The sequence below is a fragment of the Thermosphaera sp. genome (assembly GCA_038827615.1).
Lineage (GTDB): Archaea > Thermoproteota > Thermoprotei_A > Sulfolobales > Desulfurococcaceae > Thermosphaera.
This window is the reverse complement of sequence record JAWBNK010000003.1, coordinates 1-22,320: the sequence shown is the minus strand read 5'-3', so window position 1 is coordinate 22,320 and position 22,320 is coordinate 1. Positions and strand designations below refer to the sequence as shown.

Sequence of the window (22,320 nt, the reverse complement as noted above, 5' to 3'; positions counted from 1 at the left end):
AATATCCCCGAGAAACCGCGGCAATAGTTGAGAAGCTCGCCCAGCTCATCAAATTGGGCCAGATAACAGAGCCCATTGATGGAGGAGAACTCTACAACCTTTTCCGAAGCCTCGGCCTAAGAATAAAACTCGAAACAAAGATAACGTATGTAAAAAGGGGAGAGGCAAAAGATTTGAAGGAATTGTTTAAGGAGGCGTAGGGATGCTCGGTGGAAGTGTGAAGGATAACGGGAAAATGATGCCGACGAGAAACAGGTAAGCTGTGGCATAAACCAGCCCCGCCACAGCTCCAGCGACCCGGGCCCTAGTGTCCCACCAAACCTCACGGAAAAAAGCCCACAACCCCATATCCAACATTCTCTGCAGAGGTATTTTACTCTACGGAGGGGAAAGTCGGGGTCACCCCAGCCCATACCCTCTAACATCATGTTGGCCTAATTTATTCTATTCTTGGTGCTTGGTATATTGTTAGTGAGATATCCTTTGTCTTAGCTCTAATAGCCATGGGAGCTGGCTTATTACTACCATGTATATAGAAGCTTAGAGTAACCCCCATACAACCAAGCTTATCAAGACCTTTAACAGCTTCATAAATATACCCGAAGGAAAAACATTGCTTATCCAGATAACCACATCCAGGAGCCTTAACAACCTTCTCCATATTATCGTCCCAAACCTTTAAAACCCCATCATGATAACTAAACCTAACATAGTCATAGCTGTTTTTGAAGATACCCAATAAAGACAAAAGCTCCTTAGTAGAGATTTTGACCTCTGCGCACCCATTATGTTCTATTTCCCATACAAGCTCCTCAACCTTAAGCCCTTCACCACTCTCCCTATAAACAACCAAATCACCATACCTAATCACCCCATTTCTCCGAGAAAAATCATAGACAAGAGGCGTGTCTGATTTGATGCTTCTAAGGGCTTTAAGAGCGTCCTCAAGGTTTAAAACACCTAAAGGAGGCTCAACAACGAGGTTCTCAAAACACCCTCAACAGTTAAACGAACACGAGTAAAACGGGTTGAGCTTATAACAATACTGTTTAAATTATTGTCCTTCACGAAAAGGAACTGTCAAGTTTTTGACATGTCTGTTTCTCTATTCGTTATGTATGTCTTTGATTATTTTGGCTGAGAGTGTCTCTGGGCTGTTTAGGTTCAATTATTATTCTCTTAAGGTTTATGCGGTTATAGTTTATGTGGCTGGCTTAGAGGCATTCTCTGGTTGGTGCTTCTAGGGAGGGGTTTAATGCTAGGTTCATAGCTCTTCGTCACTATTCAGTTCTTCTAGGGAGGCTGTTGCAGTTGATAAGACTATGGTTAGGTTGAACAGCTCTAGATGCTATATATAGATAGCATTACTTTACAACATTTCTTAGGGACTCTTAGGGCATGTGATGCTAAGCTTTTGATAATAGTTGATAGGAGCCATGGTATAGGTGGGCGTTGGAGAAGCCTAGAATACGTCCATGAAACATTCGTAGTAAGTTTGTGGAGAGATGGTTTAAAAGACTGAAAAATAGAGCAAGGAGTACCTATAATAGTGTGAACTCCAAGACCGTGAAGAGCATAGAAGAATTAGCTACAGTATTAGCATTACTCCACAACATATTCATCTGTTATTAAAGGAGCGGATGTATTACTTGGTTGACAGTACCTTCCAGACATGTGGAAATGTTTTTAACCCCCCTTTTAGTAATGTATCAACAGTGAACACCGAAGAGAAAGCTGAGCCAGGTGTTCGTATATCGGTTCGCTTTGCAATAGACAACATAGAGGTCTCAATGGAAAAACATTGTAATCAATCTGAAATGGTGGATGCGATAGTTTCCTTAGCCAAGACTATTCTAGACAAGCAAGAAGATATTGCTGCTGCGTTTTCAGGTTTAAACTTAACTAAGAAGCCAACACGGCATATCTCCCCATCAACAGATCCATATGATAAGCTGAGCGAAGCACTGAATATAGACCAAGAAAATCTGAAGAAGATATTCTACTTCGAAGCTGATAAGGTGTATCTTACTTGTAAACGGGATATGTTTGGCGAGAGAGGTGGTGGTGAAAAAGCAGCTTTGGCTCTCCTATACGCCTACAAGTATGGTCTTGGTAAGCAACCAACATATAATGAATTTAACGAAGCATATGAGAAGATGAGATTTAAGCCACACACATTTGGTAAACGTGTGAAAGGAAATCTGCAAAGGGCTGGAAAGATATCTGAGACCCAAGATGGGAGACTATCCATCGAGCCCACCGCGATTCCGGAAGCTGCAAAGATAATAAAAGAAATAGCGTCGAAACTTTCGGATGAGCTTAGGTAGTCATTGGATTGTAATTTCTTTTGACAACTTTTCGAAATGCATTTTGCCCCGCTCACTGAGTTCAATTATACCTGTTTGCGGGTTAACATAATAAAGATGTTTATATGACTTACCAAAAACGTAGTGGTAAATATCTTTTACTTTAAATTGTTTCCGGTATCCAAGCCTCTTAAGAACTTCTACAATGTCCTTAGCGCCTTTGCATGGTGAAATGGCAACAGCTACTACCACCAAATCCTTTCTCTTTTTCAATTTGTTTATATCTATACGTTTATGGAATTCGATAGGCATTAAGTCTTTCCAATCTTGTACTAGCTGCATTGAGTTTATATTAAATAGCTTGTCTAATACTGAAAACACCAATTGCATGAAATCATCAATCTGTGAATCAGTCAAAGTTTTATCGGCTTGTTCATGATAGAGGTCGCAACGAGCCTCGTAATAGAAATCTATTTTCTTCCATATATCTTCATCAAGAATAGATTGTGTCTCTTTACGCACTTTGTCGTAGAGTTTATTTCTATACATAAGTATGGCATTTTTTTATCGAGTTCAATATTCCTTTCGTAAATAAGGAAGTGTTTGAAGGCAATTTCAAGAATGCTGTCGAGGAGAATCAATGCCAATCTGTTACGCGTTTCCAGTTTTGAGTTTCTAATTATTTTGACACCCTTAAGTGCTTCAACAAGACCACGCGTCCAAGGTTTTTCATTGTAAACTTCCTCGATTTTGTTCGTCTGTGCCATACTATTCACGCTTATTGATTGCCTCTAGATTTTTTGCGGCAGACCTGGAGTTTCCACCCCTTATCAAAATCTCCTCAAGTAACCTACAATTAACAAGAGCTGTCTCAACCGGCTCGATCATGTATGCATATTCAAGTGGCCTCGTCCCATAATCAAAACCAGCAATGCATCTTGGGCCCATGTTCATTGTTTGGTGGATGATTTCAAATCCTCTATGTTTTTTTTTGAAATTTTATTATTTGCGTGGACTGTTGAACATTTTGGGAGTCTGTGACAAAATATCTGAGAATACATGCCTTCTCTGATTTTGTAGAGTATAATCGGTCAAGAGATTCTACTTTATTTGGGTCGTGCAGAAAGAAGATTCCTTTTCTCTGAATATGGGAGAAACTAGCACCAACTTCAAGCTCCCTATATCTCCTTACAATATCAACAGTAGCGAGTGTGTGATAAGACATCTCACCCCTCTCACTAAACATTCTTTAATTGCGCTTAGTTAAAAGCTTGATGTATTCAATGCCTTGTGGCTTATTTCATTGGCTTTTCTAGGCTCTTGAGCCTATTCTCTGGCTTTGTTTGGGTGCTTCCCGGGTTTTGAAGGTGTTCTTTATAAACGGTAAGGCCTTGTGGCCTGCCGTTTACATCCTGTTCTTGATGTCTTACTGGAGGAAGGTCGACAAGAGGCTGATAAGGAGGGGGAGATAATACGTGACCTAAAGTTCGTTAAGCGTTACTCTGAAGAGCTTAGGGAGGTCAACGATGGTAGGATGGGTAGGCCATACAGGATAACGTACAGCTATACCCTGTTCCTAGCGGTTTTTAGGTATGTCTTCTCTGTTAGGTTCAGGCAGCTGGAGGTCTTCACTATAGCATTGAGGAACATGTTTCCAATACTTCCTAGTATAGACTATTCCTGGTTAGGAGGAGGATAATTAGGCTAGGGATAGATCTTAGCCCTCTAAAGGCTCTAAGAGAGTCTAGAGAGCCTGTATTTCTAAACTATCTCGGTGTCAAGGCTCATAGGGTGGATCATGGCTGGAGAGAAAGTACGGTAAGAGGAGGCGCTCATAAAGTACAAAGAACAAATACGAATTTTGAGGGGAATAACTGGCAGGTTATGGCTATTGTGCAATGAGCTGATGGAAGAAAAGATGATCGAGTTTGCTACCGATCTTGAAAACCGTAAATATTGATACTGAGGAATGAACAACATGCAGGAAAACGATCCATGGATAACGGAGTACGTCAAATGGCTCGTTGAGAGGTATTTTGGACCGTGTGGATTGGTAGAAGACGCTCTTAAAGAACTCCGGAACCTCCCTAAGCGTCTCTCTAGAATACTTGGCTGCGACGAGGAAACATGGCGAGAGTATCTATCAGACGAAAACAAAGCACCCACGAAGCTCAACCTAATAGAGGGCGCCGTCAAATACGTCGGCGAGAAAGCTCTTTATAACTCGGAAAAGCACGGTAGGGATCTCTGCCATTATCTCAACTTAGCGCTGGATAATGAGGAGATGACTAGGTGGCTATCTGGCTATTTAGAAGATTTATCGGATCTCCCGAAGTCCTGTAAGAAAGATATCTAAAATTGATTTCATAGATTGTACACTTGAGATGATGAAGGCTGCGCACAAGGGATGATAAGGAGAGGTCCCGCAATAAGGCAGGGTATCGGTCCGGTAAGCTCTACCTGAGGACCTGTCGGGCCTCAAATTGCGCGCGTCTTTACCACGTTAGCTTTGTCGGACGCTTTGGACCTGTACCTTTTGAGGGCGTATTGGGTCTCCGATCGAGTCCCCTCGGCGGCGTGAAGGGTTTTATGAGGAATTCTCCGTCACAGTGTCCCTGACCATGTAGATGCTAGCCCTCATGGATTTCAACCAAACAAGATCTCAACCACGGGTTCATTCATGGATGTCAGACGCCGGCGCGAGAAGAGGGGTTCTACATTAAATGCATAACTTCAGCACCTTCACCTCTCTGAGGATCAGGGAGGATCTGATGAAGGAGAGTTCTTGTGGCCGCGCGTGAAGCTACGAGTGTCTTTGGAGTGCGGTGAGGACGTCGGTGTTGTCCGTGATTTAGGAGAGCTTGTGAAGCACTGCGAGGGAGAATGGGGCTTTCCACACTTTGCTGACCTCTCGCCATACCGCATCTCCCAGAGACCTCGACTATTGCATCCCGAGCTGTTCAGGGGGATGGGCCAAAGGCATTACAGCGTCTCAGACGAGGCGCATGTCCCAGTGCTGAACAGTAGACTCATTTTGGAGGTACAGGCCAGTTAAGTGATCTGTCTGGATCTTCGTGGTCCGGCTCGACGCCGTTAAGCCCTATATATTGTTGGGAGGCGAACATGAAGGGAGGAGGCTGAGTGGCCCGCTCCAGCTCCAGACTTTTTAGAGCCGTACGTTCAGCGTCTTAGGATGATGGCGTGTCACGAAAGCTCCCAGTCGTCTATCACATATTTGTAGTCAATGACGGGTTGCTTCCGTACCTTCTGCGCGAACTTCCTCACGGGGTCCTGAATTGGTACAACCTCTGGCTTGGTCAGAGCGTTCTTGACTACGTAGAGCCAGTAGTATTCGCTCATCCTCTTGGCGGTCTCCCACTCGTGGCTGGTCATCTCTAAGGGGCCGGTTGTCACGAAGGCCTTGACCTCGATCACCCTGTCGAAGGACTCCACATCATACCCCCTGTACTCGCGGGATACGTCCCTGATCCTGGCCCTCTTCTCCTCGTCGGTCCCGGCCCTCTCCTCCTCGTACTCCAGAACGGCTTTGATCCCGGTCCTCTCGACCACGAGCTTCGCCTCCAAGTCGTCTCCTTTGTTTATCGCCCTGACCGATGCAAGCCCGATCAGCTCCACGTCGTCGCTGACGGAGAGTAGCTCATTTAGCTCCTCGAGCTTTTTCATCATCTCGTTCTTCAGAGCTTGCAAATTCGCTTTTTTCTGTTCGAGGAGGCGGTTGTAGTGTGGAGACTCGGCGACTCTTGTCTCGTACTCCGAGATAAGCTGCTCGGTCTCGTCCATCTTTTTGCTGTAGTAGGTGATCACGATGTTCCTGCTGGTCTCAACGTGTGTCCTCAACCTCTCCTCTACCCTCTTGATTAGGTCCCGCCTCCGCTTTTCTAGGACGCCTCTTATGGAATGCATGGAGGCCCTGATATCTTGTCCGGGACTCTCGTCGCTCTGGGTATCACGTTCGAGGTCCCAAACGATCCTCGGATCGACCTCGTAGACGGTGTTGTCGCGAGAGATGAGGGCTAACACTTTACCATCGCGTGGGTTACCGTACCCGTCGCGGAAGACGACCAGAAATAGCGCCAGAAGGCCGCTGATCGTCGGGTGCCTGAAGGAAGAGACGACGGGTCTGGCGGCGTCCCGGAGCATGGCGTTCACGGTCCTGTTGCCAAGGGCGAGGTAGGGGAGGGCGCGCGATTGGGCAACGCTGGGCGAGAAGGAACCGTCGACGAAGCCCCTGCCTACTTCTTCGGCGATCTTCCTAGGGAGGTATAGCCTGAAGACCTCGGCCTCGCGGTCGATCTCGACGATTCTGCAGCCCTTGGACCCGAGATAAACCTCGACAAACCTCTTAACCTCGCCGATGTCCACAGAGAAGAGCCTGAGCTTCCTGTACTCTTCCAACTTGGTCCTGTCGAATCTGGTCCCGGTCAGGAGCCTCTCGATCTCCTCGAGGTATCTTCTTTTGTTCTGCTCGATCTCCTCTTGCATAGCGCTGATTGTTGCACCCCAATTCGCCTTGGGGGCCTTCAGCAGTTCCTCGTAGAGCTCCGCTATCCGCTCCTCTCCGATTAGCCTCCCTATAACGTCATAGACCCGTTCGCCGAGCGCCTCCTTGATCCGCTCGATCTTCTCGAGCAGTATTGAGAGAATGTAGCCGTCGATGGTATCTTTTAGCACGAAGTTGTAGTAGAACACTTCCCTGGTCTGACCTATCCTGTGGATCCTTCCCATCCTCTGCTCCAGCCTAGTGGGGTTCCAGGGGATGTCGTAGTTGATTTCTACGTTGCTGAACTGCATGTCTATCCCCTCTCCGGCGGCGTCGGTGCATATCATGACGTCGGGTCCATCGGGGCTCCTGAAGGAGTCAAGCTGTTGCTTCCTCATCTCTATGTCCATGGTCCCGTCGATGCGCGCGATGCGGTATTCGGACGATAGGGTTTCTTGCAGGTAGTCGAGCGTGTCCCTGTACTCCGAGAAGACGACTACCTTTGCCTTCGGGTCGGAGCGCTTGATCTCGCCGATGACCTTTTTGAGAAGCTCGAGCTTAGAGTCCCGGCCTCCTAGTGCTTCTATGGCTTGCAGGATCTGCTCGATCCTCCTACGTTCCTCGTCGAGGCGGGCGACGGTTGCGGAGATTATCTCCTCCTCGGCCTGCTCGTACTCTTCCTCGTCGAACTCTTCCTCCGCCTCCTTGAGTCTCCTGAAGGCGGCGTTGACGTCGACGATGTATCCAAGCTTCCCGCTCCTTCTCTCGAGCGACCTTCTGAGAGCGTAGAGCGAGGACGAAGCCCTCTTCCTCATTATTGTTCCGAGCATTCGCATCGCGTTCATCTCCTTTCGGTCACGGGCCACAGATATGAGCCAGGCCACGTACTCGTCGACCATCTGGCTGACACGTAGCTCGTCGGGGGAAAGGGGGACTTCGACGGTCTTGGAGTGGCGGGGCGGGAAGACTTCCCTGCCCTCCAAGTCGATGACGTCTTCCTTGAGGTTCCTTATGAGTAGGTGTGAGGCGGAGGCTGGGTCGTGGACGTAGTGATCAAGAAGTCTCATCCGCTCGACGTAGTCTTCGTTGTTGCCGGTGTGGGGGGTTGCGGTGAGGAAGATCATGTGGTTCGCCTTCTCAGCCAGCACCTTTCCGAGCTGGAACCTCTCTGTCTCTCGTGCGAGCTTGTGGGCCTCGTCTACAACCACGAGGTCGATCTGGCCTGCATTGGCGATTGAGGGGCGGACGTGATCCTGTTTGAGATAGTCCATCGAAGAGACGTAGCAGAATGACTCTTTCGAGAAGGGTGAGCCGAGAGCTCTGGCGAGTTCTGAGTTGAGGTGCTGCGCGTCAATCTCGAACCTTTCCCTGAGTTCGTCTATCCACTTTGTTACGAGGGCTTTTGGCACGGCGAAGAGGAGCCTTTTGGCTAAGCCACGGGCGGAGAGCTCGGCGGCGACGAGCGCGGCCACAATCGTCTTGCCGAGACCCACCTCGTCTGCCAGCATCATTCTGGGTCTTTCGAGGAGGGTCATGAGGGCGTCGATCTGGTGCGGGAAGATCTCTACCTTTGTTGAGGAGGCCAGAACGAAGGGGTTGAACCTGTATTCGGTCAGGAGGCGGTAGGCGTCGATGGCGAGGACGAAGTCGAGCGGGTCGTCGAGATTGCCCGAGATGAGGCGGTCTGGTAGGGAGTCAACTTCCTCGAGCTCCTCGATCTGGAACCACTGGGACCTGTCGCCTACCAGGACTCTGGCGAAGCTGTCTTTCAGCTCCTGAACCGTGCCTACTTGGCCGGTCCCCCTCACCCTCACCCTGCTCCACTCGGCGATCAAGGAATACCCCCTTCGAGGTATCTGTCGAGGGTGCTGGCGCCCCTTCCCGGTGACTGGCCAGGGATCACGTCGTGGAGGGTCCTGAGCAGGTTGAACTCCTCTAACTCCTTTTCCGAGAACTTCTCCCCTCTGTTCTGGCGGAGCTGGTAGCTTTTCAGGAGCAGCCCTATCAATGCTCGAAGGTCATCGACCCTCATGTTCGGGTGGGAGAGGAGGGGTTTGACGCGGGCGGCGCCGTTACGCGTGGCGTAGGAGAGCAGGAAGAGTAGCTGATGGTATAGGTCGCTCTTGTCGAGGTCGTCGGGCGATTCGGGCAGCTTCACCTCGTCGAAGTGTAGGATCTCGACGCTTCCCTTGGCCTTCTTGAGGTAAGTCCTTGTTAGGGAGTCTAGGTCGAGTCCGAAGGCTTTGGCGAGCTTTAGCGCTTCGTCGGCGGGAATGTTACCTCCGTAGAAGACCTTAGCGACGACGGCGAATGATGCGAGGGGGCCGAGAGCGTTCGGAGACATGCCCACGAGCCTGTGGACGAGGTGCCTCATTATGTAGTCCCTGGCGGAGGAGACGAGTGTCTCGAAGTCCGGTCTGAAGTCGGCCTTGTAGCTCTTCAGCTTGGTGTACTGTGTCGCCACCTCGAGCACCTTGCCGTATGCCATGATCAGCAAGTCTGTTATCGGCACCTCGAGGAGGTCCTGGTCGGAGAAGGATTCCAGTAGGGACTTAACCTCGGACTCGATCTTCGGTGCAAGCGACTCGAAGTACTCTTCCTTCTCCTCAAGGATTTTCCTGCAGGTTACCACGATCGAACTCATGAAAGAGGTCTTCCCCGACGCTAAGACATTTGTCTCCATCTCCGTGTGAACTGCATAGCTCGAAACGACTCTGAACCTTGCCTTCCTTAGGACCCGCAGGAGGAGGTCCCAGGCCTCGGTGCTTGAGTGGGCGAAAAAGACTACCAGCAGACCGTCGTCCTTCAGGGCGTTGTATATGTTGACGAAGCTATTCTGCAACCCACTTTCATAGAAGCTCAGTGCAAGCCTGCTGTCTCCCCCGAACCTACCTCCGCTTAGTACTAAGTCCTCGTCAATTGGAGTCGGTGGAGGCAGCTCGGGGTAATGGCCCCTCAGAGCCCTGTAGAGCCAGACGTAGAAGAAATCGCTGAGCTCGCCGTACGGCACGTCGTCAAGGTAAGGCGGATCGGTTATGATCACGTCGTACTCTCTTCTAGGGAAGAGCTGAGGATTGAGGGCAGATCCCCACACGACCTCAGGCCTAGCCCCGACGTTAGTAAGCCTAGTCGCATATCTTATCCCATTCACGACGCCACTCAGCGACGAGTGCAACGATCCGCTGGTCCTCTCGAACGGATTAGTCTCAGCGAAGTTGTAGATCATGCTTGGTCTCCTCATGCTGAGCGCATGTGCTATCTGTTCGTTAGTAACATGCCAAAGCACAGATACACAGTTATAATCTACATGTTTGCAGAGCATGAAGGAGAGGTATGTGGCCACGGCCTTCGCCAGCTCAGCGTCCCTAATCTCCGAGACGATCGAGCGGATGTTTCTCAGCAGAGTTGTCATCACGAGAAGCTGCCTCGCATTAAAAACCTCATACCAGTGCCTGAACCCGTAGTTTGTCAATGTATAAAGCTCAGACTCTTTCAGCGTTTCCATGGGAATCAGGTCGCTTTCGATCGAACTTTCCCATCTCCTTTCTAGTTCGCGCTCCGCCTCCATGTACGCCCTTTTGTCCTCATCGGTCACTTCTTCGTACTCCTTGCCCCTCGGCCCCTCGACGACGACGGCTATCATCTCCGCGTCGCGGTCCTTCGCTATACCTGCAGTCATCTGCTTGTAGCTTATCGCGTTTCCGCACCTTATGCAGACGGCCCTTCCCCCCTTTTGCGTGAACCGCGAGGCCTCTTCCGGTTTGATCCCGTACACCACCTTTACCCGGAAGTCGCCATCTTCCGTAGAGACAATCTGGTATCCTACGTCGGTCTTTTTCCTAACTCCGCGTCTTAGCCACATCTGGTTGGTCAGGGGAACTCTCTGTCCACAGTGCGGACATCTGATACACCAAACCCAGAGATAATGTAGCGCGCTCCTTCCGCTCCTCCTGTAGAACCTCTCCAGCTCAGTCCTCGTCCTCTCAATCAACTCATTCCCGTAGGTCTCGACCTCCTCCGCCAACCTCGGCCCGAATTTAGCCGGGTACTCGAGCGTGGCCTTCATGATGAGGTACGCTACCGGGTTGTAGTCCATTCCGCGGCAGTTGAGGCCCAGCTCAAGCACCGCGAAGAGCAGGTTGCCCGAGCCCGCGAAGGGGTCGAAGACCTTCAACCCATCCGCGTTCAGGTCGACCATTCTCCTGTAACGTTCTGCGTTCACGGTGGTGCTGTACGCCCGTCTGTCTCCATTCAGACCTATCAGGTTCTTCACATGGGAGATGCATACCTTTCCAGGGAGTGTTGCAGCGGCCGCGACCGCCCTCGAGACGATAAGCGGCTTCCTCGTCCACCAGTAGAGCATCTTGTTTATCGGCGGAACAGCGGCGGCGACCTTCTCCTTCTTCGCCTCCTTACTCACCTCGAGCCAAAACCCCACCAGCTCCGGACTCTTAGACTCTATAATCCTCTCCTCCAAAGAACGCCCTCCACCCCCTCCTTGCACGTCTACCATAGTTAAGGAAACAGTAGGACCAGAAATGGACCTCGAAACGCTCCATGTCCCTCACGATCTGCAGGAACCTCCACCCCTCCTGTCGGTCCCTCGCACACTTCAGCACCTGAAGGCCCAGGTACATCCGCGCGGCGTCTATTCCGTCGCCCGACTCCCTCGGGAGTTGCCTCAGAGCCAGCTCCGCCCTCCAGCCCATCGCGAAGGTCAGCGGTATGGCCCGTTTCCGTCCCTTCTCCTCGACCTCAACCCTGAGGACGGCGGTCCCTCCCCTCCCCTCTGACAGAACGTACTTGAGCCTCCTCATGATGCCCTCTCCCACTTAATCCCGAGCTTATCCAGCTCGCCAGACAAGTCTTCGGCACTCCACAGGAAGGCCTTCCCGGTTCCGTTGAGCCTCCTGGAGGATAGATAGCTGATCAGGTCCCTGACCTCGGTGATGTTCCTGAGCTCGCTCTTCACGGTCACCTCGACGTTCTCGTTCCGCAGTGTCGCCTCGAACCTCCTCTCGATGCCGCTCCTACCCGTCAGGAGGACATGAAGCGAGCTCAGGACGCTTATCATCGACTTGGCATCAGCGCATGGTATAACGTAATTGTATATTGACTGCAGCTTCTCTTCCGTTCCTCCCAAATCCTCAGGTCCCGGTGGAGAAGGCGGGGGTTCTATCACACCCGCGACCAGATCCTTGCGTATTATGAAGCCACGCCAGACTTCTTTGACTGCCAGCTCCACGCCTATCTGCGCCCTGAACTTCTCGCCCTCCCTGACCAGCTCCTGAGAATAGCCAAATAGTCCATCCTTGACCCCTCTCTTCACCGCCTCCACCACCGGATTTCCGCTGAGGATGTAGGGCATCCTCATGTCGGTCTTCAGAGTGTCGTAGACTTCCTCGACCTGCAGGTACCCTTGCTCTAACTTGGACAGGAGCTCCGAAAGCACGTCCACGCTTAGCTTATCTTCCTCCTTCAGCAGCTTCCCCCTCTCGGATAGGTGGTCCAAGATCTTTTGGAGGTACCCACCCCTGAGCTCCCTCTCCTGCAAGACCAGCTCGTCCACGTAGAGCACTCCGTCACCGAGCAGGGGGTAGACGAGTTTGGAGTATGTGTTGACGCAATCGGACACAAAGTTGGCCTCGGCCCTCGCTGCCCGCCTCTTCAGCTCCTCGACCTTGCTCTTGTCCACCCTTACCCTCTCGTCCTTCATCACCTCTTCAATCGCCATGAGCTCGACGACATCCCTCACCATTGACTTGGCCGACGTGACGTCTGGAGCGACCACGAGAACATTGTTCCTGTACCTCCTAATCCCTCTCCCTGGCATAACGAGCTCGATAACCCTTCTCGCCCTATCCTTCAATACCTCCTCATCATACTTCTCCGGGAGCCCCTCGTAGTCCATCACAAAGACCTTCAACATATCCGCATCGTCCCGAACCTCCTCCTCGTCCCAAACCACCAACTCAACCTTCTCATAGGTCCCGAAGACCCTCACCAAACGATCCCTAACCTCTTCCTCCACCTCCATCCTCTGCTGCAGGCTTGACTCAATCTCCTGCATCTTCTCATACACCATCTTGTTTATGTTAGGCTCAGTGGTGAAGTAGAAACCACCACTTGCATCCACCTCGAGGTACCAAAACTCGTTCCTCATCTCATCCAGCACCTCGTCCACGATCGACGGGTCTATCCCCGGCCTACACACCGCCAGCTTCACCTCCACGGGTCTCATTCCGGAAGGTGTGACAGACCCAATCAGCGAGAACAGGAAAATCCCCCTCGCGCACCTCTCCGCCAGCTTCACCTGCCTCTTCAGGTCCAGCCTCCTCCCCTTCTCTATCACATCGGCCTTCGCCACCGGCATCAGCTTCTCCTTCTTCAGCTCACTCGTCAAAGCACTCAATATCAACGCGTCCTCCAAGTTCACCTCCCCCGGCGATATCAGCGGCGCATCCACGCTGTCCCTCTTGACCACATGAGCGAGCCTCGCTAGGAACCTGAGGACTCCACGCGTCTTGTGGAACTGATCTATCGTGGAGGTTCTCTCGTACAGTATGTCGATCAGGTATGGGTGGAAGGGATACGCCGACTTCAGCTTCTTCCTATACCCAAACCTCTCCTCAAGATTATGTTGTTCGATGTAGTCCGCGTAGGCCATTATCACTCTGTCGGCCTCGTTCCAGTCAGTAATCTTCCTCACGAGCCTCTTTCTCACCACCTCATAGACCTCCTCGCCCTTGACAGGAACGTAAAAGGCCGCGTGCTTTCTCAACCCCTCTGTCAACTTCTCCGTCAGGTCCGTGACAATGTGTTCATCTAGCCTCTCCTTGAACCTCCTAACCCACCCCTCATACAGCGCCTGCTCAGCCGTCAGCGTGATGACCATAACACAGTTCCTCGAGGTGGACACAGCAGACATCAGCTGGAGGACGAAGTGGATCGTGAGCTCGGCTAAAGTCGTCTCGCCAACCCTTGTAGCCGACGCACCCAAGAGGTACTTCGGCAACTCGTCGATCAGCAGCAACGTCGGCCTGTCCAGCATGGATCTGATCTTGTCGATGTTCGTAACGGGACGAATGTTTCTGTCCAACTCCTCGAAGTCCGCGTACCTGCCGAATGCATCTGCCACCTCACCCCACAGAGTATTTTTCTTCACCTGTTGGCAGTCAATCGCGACGACCCTGACCTCCGGCACCTCCAGAACTCCGGTCTCACTAAGCAGCCCGTTTTCCCTCAGATACTCCCTCGCCAGGTCCCGATTACTGAAGAGGTGGTAAAGCAGGATCAGCGTGTGGGTCTTTCCCCCACCGAACTCTGTGTCAATAACGTACACCGGCGTCCCCTCGTTCCTGCTCACCCTCCGGAGCACACCCTTGATGATCTCCTTCATCTCGGAGGTCAGGTAGGTGTTCTCGAGGAAGCTTTCTGCGTCCTGGTAAATGGGGCTCGCGCCCCCCTCCAGAACTTGGAAGAACTCGATACCGAACCTGCTCTCATCGAAGACGCCTTTTTCTATCTCCTCGCTGAACTCGCAAAGTCTCCAGGCGGGTATCATTTGTGAGGCCACATTAGTTAAATCACCACATCGCTATTAGCTTTTTAAGACCACGTTCTTCTAGGCGCCGTAAACAGATCTGCCCTGCGAAGCCCCACCTTTAGCCCCCACCGTTCGCGGTCAAGTAGCCCTGTCCCCTCACATGACAACCGGCAGGCCCTCAGACGAGCCATTTATCGAATTTAGGGTAAAGAGGTGCAGGGATAGAAGGCGAGATCCGTGAGCGAACGAGGTTAGGACCGGGCCAAAAACACTAAAAGGGACACGGGTTGATGGAACCTATCCGTAAAAATTGGGGAAAACTCAGAAAGACGAGGGAATCCCGGGATCTAATGAGTAGGATGACGGACCTGGTCTACCACAGGAAGACCCTAGTTCCCAGGAACCTCGAAGAGCTGGATCAGGGCCATAGTCACATGGTAAGCGACTTAGACCGCGGAGGTTTAGGTTCAGTGCCGCACCTCTCCTCCCGAGCGCCCGATTCATCCATGGCCCTCCTCGACACTAACTTCTTACCCTTGCTCTTCTCTCTGTAACATCTTTCATCCCCCTACCTCATCACCATAACACCTAACAAACTTCAGGTCTAGGATGAGGATATCCTCTCATGATAAGCTTCTCATCAATACTCAAGTACGACGAAATTGAAGATGACGAAGTATTGCAGTCCATAGGGAACCTACCAACATGACCGGAAACAACTAGACGCTGGGTGAAGGCCCAAAGCCAATGTGGGGAAGGAAGATGGATCATAAGGTAATCTAACCCAAAGGTATTAGTAGAAACTCAAATGAAAGCAGCAATTTTTAAACGCAAAACCAAAAGATTATAAGTTCCAAATATAAGAATTATGTAGGTGCGGCACATGTCAAAGTTTTTTGAAAATCCCAAAACAATTTCCGAATTGGAGAAAATTTTCTACAGTTCCACTGACAATAACGAGAAAAAACACTATGACGATTATCGCTATAGTTTGATATCTCAAGGCTACGAAAATGTGTTGTAGAAAAATTCTCACCACTGGGAAAATTCATGAAGATAGAAGAAAATCCAAATGAAAAGACGCCTTATTTCATCTCTCACGATGCAAAGATTGTTATAGAGGTGAAATCAATAAATGATTTAGAGAACCTCTTAAACTGGGCAGAATCATTGATGAAATTATGTATAGGCTGCACGGGTTGAAGAAGGAAAAAATCGTAGATCAGGCGGCAAGCATTTTCGGGTTAAGCATCGGAAGGGCACTGGGACTCCTATACTCGCCCCAGAAAATCGACCATGGGAAAAACATATAGTGAATGCGACCTATAGAGCGGTTGTAAGGGAGATGGCGTCAGAAATTCAACCATGGAAATGAATCCTGACAGAGGAGGTAAAACATAGGATAAAATCTCTTCTTTCCTTTGGAGTTACGGGAATTATTCCACCGGCGAGAGGCAGATACCTGATAAACAAGGCTCGGCGATTCTTGTATAGATAACCGCATGGTCTTCACGTCTTTTATTCAACAACTTCGGCCTTAGCTGTGTTATGGGGAGAAATGTGTCCTTAAGGTGTTGCCGCCTCTTTTCCCATAGCTGCGGCATAACGTAGCCGATTTGGATATCCAGGCACTCCATTCATCCTGACCGATAAAAAAGTCTCGCATCTGATTCCGTCTCCATCTCTGTCAAATCTATAAGGATTTGGTGGGGACTCTGAAGTTTCTGTTGGGTATGTTGCTGCAGTCTAGGTCTGGTGGGGGAGGTGGGATACACACATCTGGGTAGGATGGGCCGCATCTTTGGCTAGGCGCTGAACCGGTAACACTAGTGGTTTTCATTGTAGTAACTCACACGGTAGTTGTTTCTCTGGTAGTGATTATGGTTGTGGTTTTCGCAGTGGTTGTCAAAATTCTAGTAGTTGAAGACGTGACCATGGCCGTTGTTCTCATGGTGATAGTTGAGGACAAGGTCCTTGTAACCTCATTAGTTAGCGTTGCTATTACTGACTGCATCTTCGTGACCTCAACTCTGCTTGTCACCGTTACTGGCATGGGACTGGTGGTTGATTCGCCATGTTAGTCGGGGGCGCCAGATCATTCCTCCTCGGTCTGCTTCAACTATTTCGTCTCCGGGGTTTAGTCCCATGGACCATGCGAGATGGTCGTCGAGTTTAGGTGGCAGCGTGTGGATAGTTTGGTTCAGCCATATGTGGCCGTTCTTCATGAAGCCTAAGAGGCATGTTGATACCGTGTATGTCTCCCATCCGTACTGGATTTTGAAGGCTGTGAGGATTATTAGATTGTTCTCATCGCCCCTATCGGTCTGGTCGATAATTTGGACTGCTGACTGTTTGATGCCGACAAGCTTTTCAAACTCTTTTGGTGGTCTGTATGCTTTCATGATCCTCATAGAGCGGTCGTATTCAAGGGTGTAGAATTGATGGAGGAGCGGTGTCTCCTCCTCCACCAACCTGACGTCATAGGTTCTGAGAAGATTTTCAAGCCTCTCCTTATGGTCCACGATATCTTTCCTTTCAAACTGTATGATTAAGAACAGGAAGTCTCGTAGTATGTTTATGAAATCTTTTTCCGTTGCCTTCAATTTTTCAAAGGTTTTTCCGCAGCATCGGCAATTCACTGTGTCAAAGGTCTCGATGCCGGCTATTCGGTCGCGCTCCATTATAAGTGACATCGGTCTGATGTTGGGCATGATGTCGTGCACTTTCATGGGGTAGAGCATTTCGTATACATGGTAACAGGCCGTGTGTGCTGCAAGTAGGGGGAAGATGAGACAGAGGGATGCGAGAGGAATTAGGAGTGGGTCGGAGCCGAGTAGGTAGTAGAGTATGCCTAATGAAAGAAGTGAAAGAAGTGCGGCGGCGCCTCTCAGCCTGAGGTTCCCCGGCTCAGGCGTCAAAGATACGATGAAGGCTAGAAGCTTAGTGTACCAAGACTCGGACTTAGTTCTAATAATTATGCTCAACTCACGGTCAACCTCTCTATCATTCTCCCACTTCTAACCAGCTTTTCTCTATCAAAGCTCTTAAACCGTGTAACCACGTATGCTCCAGCCGGCACCCTCAACGGCATATGGTCAGGATGCTCCAATACGCTGCTTTTCCAAACCAGCAAGTAAACATTCCCGTTTGCAGAGATGACTTTGTATTTACCGAAAAGCCAGTGGGCGCAGCCTGTCTCGTTAGGTATAGTCAACTCAGGCAGCCTTTCGCCAATCTTGGGGATTTCCTGCTTGGACACTCTTCTGAGGATTACGCGTCCCTGTCTGTAAAGTCGCATAACATAAACAAATCGTCCATGCATAAAAAGCAATAATTCTCATGAAACGCTCGACCCATGGGCCACGCCCATGCATATTATCAACAGTCATGAGTAACCGAATAAACAGGCGGAACATCATCATTCGCCGTCATTTTGAATAAATCGGAAATATGTCTCTTAATTCGCCAAAACTTTGGTTCTCCACGCCAAGAAAGCGCATTACCTTCAAAACCTGATATGGTTCGGGCGGTTTGCCTCAATACTTCTCTGAAGTTTTTGACTATTATTAGTCGAGTGTTTTAATTTTTAGGGGGCGCTTCTAGGAGGCTGGTTTAGCGGTTGTAGCGTGTCTTACTTGTGTGCTTCTATTGCACCGGGCAACAAATTGCTCTGTTTTAGACTGGTTTCCATTTGTCTTGGTTGGGGAAGCCGCATTCTAGGCATGCTATGGGGCTACCGTGGCCAAGTCCCCTGAGGGGGTTCAAGCAGTTGGGGCACAGCAGTATTCGTATGTTGTCGAAAGGTGCGTTTAGTCTAGCTATTGGGAACATTGCGGGTGCGATAGAATTAGGTAGCTGGTGTAGTTCTATTTTAGTTGGTGACTTAGGTATGCTGAGGATTGTTTCGGGTCTTTTGAGTTGTTGATGGAGGTATGGGCCCTTTTCATCTGCTTTGAAACGTTTGGGTTTCCATTCTAGTTGTTCAGCGGCTTCAAGAGGGTTCTCTAAAAATTTCTTAACACATTCCTTCGATTTACCATCCGTTAAGCCGTTCTCCTCACCCCTCTTCTCCACTATTTTCAGCAGAAGCTTTTGGGCTTGGTGTAGCTTTTTAGCGGTTGTCTTTTTCACACCTTTCATAGTTGCCTCAGAGCTCTTAGCCCGTTTATTTCTAGCGTCAATTTCTTCTAAACCCAGTTCTTTAAGCGTTCTCTTTGCCCCTATGCGTTCGATCAACGAATATGCGGTGGACCAAGGAATGTTCAGGGCTTTGGCTGCCTGTCTCCAAGAGCCTAAGTGGTTTTTGAGCTTTTCTAATGCGTTATAGACATCATCGGCGGTGAACAGGATATGTGTTTTCTCTTCCTCATATGCCCATTTAACCACCTCTTCGTCTGGAAGATTGTCCACAACTAGGCAGGGAACCTCCTGCAAATCGGCTATTCGTGCGGCTTCCAATCTGCGTAAACCACTTATGACTCCATATTTCCCGTCACGCAGCGGCCTCACGGTTAAGGGTGATAGAAACCCTCGCTTTCTTATGTCCTTCACAAGCGGGTAAACATCGCCTATGTCTTTTTTCGGGTTCATCGGATCTGCTACGAGCCTGCTTACTGGGATGAACTCCAGCCTAGACCTGTAAACCTTTTTACCCATCATATTTCTATGTTTTGCAGATATATTTAGGGAGTTGAGGCCATTTTCGTTCATCTCTCACCCCTCAATTGTTGCGACTTCGAAGTAAAACATTACGTACGATGTCTGATGAAGCTTCTCGACAGAATGTTTTCCTAAGTATTCAGCCTTATGCAAGACTCTAGCACATACATGACCTATTACGAGAATAGGAGGGGTTAGAAGCACCGCACAAAATGTTATCAAGTATGTAGCGATGTTCTTACCGCATTTCACTGGATGAGGCCTTTTTCTTGGATTGCTGTAGAGAGTGATGGATGTATTCCCCAGTGGCTCTCTTTTCCCATGCGAAGTAACTATAAGGACGTTACTTGTTATCACATCTCTGTGGAGTTTCTCGGGAGCGTCCTTGAAGGGGGTTTGGAACACCTTGTCTATCATGCGCGGGCTATGTTTATCCAATAAGTCTTCCATGGCTACAGGGGCAGTGTTTCCCGCTGAAAGTTTCGGCAGATGATGCTGTTTATCACCATAATTATGGGGTGATAGGTTGTCGCTCATTGGCTGTCACCTCCTTGAAAGTTTTTAGCAGAATTTTTCCTGCGGCTGTTATTCTCGGTTTTCCGTCAGCTATCTTTAGGAGTCCATGTTTGATGAATAGTTCTCCGTACTTCATGTTTCTCCAGTTACGGCAGTATTGTATGACTACTTCGTATGGGATTTTTTCTAGTGTTTTGGCTACCTCTTCGTCTTTTGCCTCTCTGATGGCAAGCCAAAGAGCTGTTATTGCTCTGTCTAGCAAGGATTCGGACTGCCGGTTTTCACTCTTTGCTTCACGGTTCTGCTCCTTATCCGCAGCTACTTCTTTTATTTCATCTTCTTTGTTGGTCACGTTCACTGGCTCTTTGAGTAGTTGTGGATGGTTACCGAGACATTTACCGTCGGTGGTTAGAACTCTTCCGCAGATCATGCAGTATTTTATGAAAGCCGTTTTCTCCCACTTTCTCTGTTTACTGGAGAGGGTTAGCTCATTTCTCTTCATTTCGAAGATATAGCCTTCCACTATTACTCGGGTACCATCAGCGCTTGAAAGCGACTGCGCTCTGCTAGGTACTAGTATTCTTATGTAGGCTTCTCCCCTCCTCAGGTTTCTTATGATTTCATCTACGCTACGGGGTGCTGTCAGTGAGAGTATCTGCATATCTTCTTTCGACCTTGTGTTTAAGATGACCCACCAGTAGCAGGACTGTCTAATTCCGTCGGCTATGTCCGAGAGCCTCTGGGTGGCTAGTATGAGGGCTAGGCCGTGGCTTCTACCTGTTCTGACTATGTTTTCCAATATGCTTCTGCTGCCCGAGCTCGCGCCACCTTTCAGCATAATGGGCTTAGCTACTATGTAGGCCTCGTCAATCACGGTCACGATTGGTGTCTGTTCGACGAAGGCCAGTGGGCCTCTTTGGGTCATTATTTTTTCTAGCTTCCTAAGCATCAATTCTAGGACGATGGCTCTAGTTTTCTCAGGTATATCGGATATGTTGAGAACGACAAGCTTAGGCTGGCCTGTGAGCAGAGGTGAATAGATGCTTGCCAACGAAGCTCCAGTAGACCTGAAGACCGATTTGAGGTCGTAGAGCTTGTCATAAATTCCTTCCAATGCATCTCTTGTCTGCGGCCCATACTTGATTCTACCTTCTATGACGTCTCTCTCAAGCTTCTCTATCCTGCTGAGGAGGTTTTCGTAAGTGAGTGTTCCACCTGTTATCCTTATCTCGGAGCGAGCGGTTCTAATGAAATGAGCCTGCTTAGAGCCAACCTCCTCTAGGATTGATACGCTGTCAATCAGGTCCTCGACCATCTGCGTATCTGTCTCATTTTCTAGGACTGGTTTGAATGGGTCTATGCCTGTCTGGGAGATCATGTAGATTTCGGCGTCTCCGGTGTCGACAAAGCCGTCGGAATAGAGCGATCTGGTCAAGTCCCCCTTCACGTCAAAAAGGATTATCGGATAGTGTTTCATGAGCTGCGTGACTAGGCTGTATAGTGTGGTTGTTTTGCCCGTACCGCTCTCCCCCACAATAATCATGTGTGGATTGAACTCTCTGCCCTCGACTGTGGGAGCATATCTGATCTCGATTTTTCCCGGTATTTTTCTTATGTCTATATGTGTCTTTACCTGAAAGTAATCTGATCCCGTTCTGACGGTTTGTTCAATGAGCCTCACAACCTTGGATACTGTTCCAAGCACCGCCGTCGGTTTCCTATTTCGCGTCTCGATATCTTTCCTAATTCTTCTTATTGTTGCGGCCTGCTCGCCCCAAGCCACTAAACAGGCTAAGGCGGTTACGAATGGTATGGATGGTAGGTTGGCCAGCACAATGGCGAAGGCTTTGTAAAACTCGAGGCGGGCGAACATCGCCGCTATAACCATGTCTAATGCTAGGCTTAGGATGAAGTAGCCGGCTCCGAGGCTGTGGACAGCCGAAGCTATCTCTTTGACAAATGAGAATAGGCCGCCGATAGGCGTCATAGCCATTATAGTTAGCATCACCGTGAAGTATACCCTGCCCACCACCAGTGTGCGGAGGCTGGTGATAGGCCTATGCTCAGGCGCGTTACCGTCGCTCAGCTTATTCAGCAGAATAAACGCTATCAGGTAGTTAGCCATCAGAAGCATTGTCCCCAGTTGCGTTATCACCATACCTCCCTCAGCACGTAGACCACATTGCTACAAGGCGCCGAAGACGGCAGCGAACATTATGATGACCAGCCCCGAGACTACTAGCCCATCTAGTATAAGCGCTTTGTCGATTAGCTGACCTGCAACTCCCTTGGTCATGCAGTCCCCCAACGGCAGGAATATCGCTATCCCCGCGCCTAGCAAAGCCGTTGCAATCAATAGAAGAGGCCGCTGGAACCTTTTGCAATGGTGCTCTAATCAGGTCTGCAACCCCTCCCGTGCCGGCTCCGTAACCCATCTGAGACGCCAGAGCCGTCGCCGCCAGTTGCACAGCCGTCAACGCCGCAGGCCTGAGCCGTGCCAACACCTTTCCCATTCTCCAAGCCTTGTGGGTTTTCATGGTCGCTTCGAGACCGTCTCCGAACATGATAATAGATAAACTTTTGGTGGCAAACCTGAACGAGAACTGAACGTAAGTTGAACGAGGAGAAACTATTTTCGGTCAAGGTATCTGTGAAGTGGCTGAATTTTGGCGAATTAGGCTGACCATAATTACTCGGCCGTCGTTCAATTCTCGTTCAGTTTACGTTCAACTTTGCCACCAAAAATTTATATAGGGTTCTTCATGATGTCAACTAGGCTATTTAAAGCTAAA

The 22,320-nt window shown here is 49.7% G+C and carries 19 protein-coding genes; 5 read left to right on the top strand and 14 right to left on the bottom strand.

Features of this window, described 5'->3' with window-relative positions; genetic code table 11:
* Positions 1–200, top strand: a 200-nt coding sequence (locus QXH45_07235; protein ID MEM2079033.1) for a hypothetical protein, incomplete at its 5' end; no start/stop codon positions are given.
* Positions 201–439: 239 nt separating this feature from the next.
* On the opposite strand, the gene QXH45_07230 is transcribed toward QXH45_07235, so the two are convergent.
* Positions 440–871, bottom strand: coding sequence for a hypothetical protein (locus QXH45_07230; protein ID MEM2079032.1), 432 nt, complete (start codon positions 869–871; stop codon positions 440–442).
* A gap of 844 nt (positions 872–1,715) precedes the next feature.
* Between QXH45_07230 and QXH45_07225 the strand changes: the two genes are divergently transcribed.
* Positions 1,716–2,327, top strand: coding sequence for a hypothetical protein (locus QXH45_07225; protein ID MEM2079031.1), 612 nt, complete (start codon positions 1,716–1,718; stop codon positions 2,325–2,327).
* Here the strand turns inward: QXH45_07225 and QXH45_07220 are convergent, their stop codons facing one another.
* The 3 genes from QXH45_07220 to QXH45_07210 form a co-directional block, all read right to left on the bottom strand.
* The gene (locus tag QXH45_07220) at positions 2,328–2,690 is read right to left on the bottom strand and encodes a hypothetical protein (protein MEM2079030.1); all 363 of its coding nucleotides are present in this window, start codon (positions 2,688–2,690) and stop codon (positions 2,328–2,330) included.
* An 86-nt stretch (positions 2,691–2,776) separates the two neighbouring features.
* Positions 2,777–3,073, bottom strand: a complete 297-nt coding sequence (locus tag QXH45_07215; GenBank protein MEM2079029.1) for a hypothetical protein — start codon at positions 3,071–3,073, stop codon at positions 2,777–2,779.
* Position 3,074: 1 nt separating this feature from the next.
* A complete protein-coding gene (locus QXH45_07210; GenBank protein MEM2079028.1) occupies positions 3,075–3,260 on the bottom strand; it encodes a hypothetical protein in 186 nt (61 codons plus the stop codon).
* 439 nt (positions 3,261–3,699) lie between these two features.
* Here QXH45_07210 and QXH45_07205 point away from each other — a divergent pair, with 439 nt between their 5' ends.
* Complete coding sequence (locus QXH45_07205; GenBank protein MEM2079027.1) at positions 3,700–4,005, top strand: hypothetical protein; 306 nt, start codon at positions 3,700–3,702, stop codon at positions 4,003–4,005.
* Positions 4,006–4,275: 270 nt separating this feature from the next.
* Positions 4,276–4,662, top strand: a complete 387-nt coding sequence (locus QXH45_07200) for a hypothetical protein (protein MEM2079026.1) — start codon at positions 4,276–4,278, stop codon at positions 4,660–4,662.
* An 848-nt stretch (positions 4,663–5,510) separates the two neighbouring features.
* Here the strand turns inward: QXH45_07200 and QXH45_07195 are convergent.
* Genes QXH45_07195 through QXH45_07180 form a run of 4 tightly spaced genes read right to left on the bottom strand, consistent with a single transcriptional unit; the run spans position 5,511 to position 14,371 of the window.
* Positions 5,511–8,642, bottom strand: coding sequence for a helicase-related protein (locus QXH45_07195; GenBank protein ID MEM2079025.1), 3,132 nt, complete (start codon positions 8,640–8,642; stop codon positions 5,511–5,513).
* Positions 8,639–11,284, bottom strand: coding sequence for a DUF1156 domain-containing protein (locus QXH45_07190; GenBank protein ID MEM2079024.1), 2,646 nt, complete (start codon positions 11,282–11,284; stop codon positions 8,639–8,641). The genes QXH45_07195 and QXH45_07190 overlap by 4 nt, the downstream gene beginning before the upstream one ends.
* Positions 11,259–11,624: a hypothetical protein gene (locus tag QXH45_07185; protein MEM2079023.1), complete on the bottom strand. Its 366-nt coding sequence runs from the start codon at positions 11,622–11,624 to the stop codon at positions 11,259–11,261. The genes QXH45_07190 and QXH45_07185 overlap by 26 nt, the downstream gene beginning before the upstream one ends.
* Entirely contained in the window at positions 11,621–14,371 is a 2,751-nt protein-coding gene (locus tag QXH45_07180; protein ID MEM2079022.1) for a DUF499 domain-containing protein, read from the bottom strand. The genes QXH45_07185 and QXH45_07180 overlap by 4 nt, the downstream gene beginning before the upstream one ends.
* A gap of 1,163 nt (positions 14,372–15,534) precedes the next feature.
* Here QXH45_07180 and QXH45_07175 point away from each other — a divergent pair.
* Positions 15,535–15,666 carry a hypothetical protein gene (locus tag QXH45_07175; GenBank protein ID MEM2079021.1) on the top strand — a complete coding sequence of 44 codons (132 nt, stop codon included), beginning with the start codon at positions 15,535–15,537 and terminating at the stop codon, positions 15,664–15,666.
* A 536-nt stretch (positions 15,667–16,202) separates the two neighbouring features.
* Here QXH45_07175 and QXH45_07170 read toward each other — a convergent pair.
* The 6 genes from QXH45_07170 to QXH45_07145 form a co-directional block, all read right to left on the bottom strand.
* Complete coding sequence (locus tag QXH45_07170) at positions 16,203–16,367, bottom strand: hypothetical protein (GenBank protein ID MEM2079020.1); 165 nt, start codon at positions 16,365–16,367, stop codon at positions 16,203–16,205.
* A 10-nt stretch (positions 16,368–16,377) separates the two neighbouring features.
* Positions 16,378–17,337, bottom strand: coding sequence for a hypothetical protein (locus QXH45_07165; GenBank protein MEM2079019.1), 960 nt, complete (start codon positions 17,335–17,337; stop codon positions 16,378–16,380).
* Positions 17,334–17,651 (bottom strand): hypothetical protein, encoded by a 318-nt coding sequence (locus QXH45_07160; GenBank protein MEM2079018.1) that lies wholly within the window; start codon positions 17,649–17,651, stop codon positions 17,334–17,336. The genes QXH45_07165 and QXH45_07160 overlap by 4 nt, the downstream gene beginning before the upstream one ends.
* A gap of 377 nt (positions 17,652–18,028) precedes the next feature.
* The gene (locus QXH45_07155; GenBank protein ID MEM2079017.1) at positions 18,029–19,063 is read right to left on the bottom strand and encodes a ParB/RepB/Spo0J family partition protein; all 1,035 of its coding nucleotides are present in this window, start codon (positions 19,061–19,063) and stop codon (positions 18,029–18,031) included.
* Positions 19,064–19,066: 3 nt separating this feature from the next.
* The gene (locus QXH45_07150) at positions 19,067–19,549 is read right to left on the bottom strand and encodes a hypothetical protein (protein ID MEM2079016.1); all 483 of its coding nucleotides are present in this window, start codon (positions 19,547–19,549) and stop codon (positions 19,067–19,069) included.
* A complete protein-coding gene (locus tag QXH45_07145; GenBank protein MEM2079015.1) occupies positions 19,524–21,683 on the bottom strand; it encodes a DUF87 domain-containing protein in 2,160 nt (719 codons plus the stop codon). The genes QXH45_07150 and QXH45_07145 overlap by 26 nt, the downstream gene beginning before the upstream one ends.
* Positions 21,684–22,320: the final 637 nt, after the last annotated feature.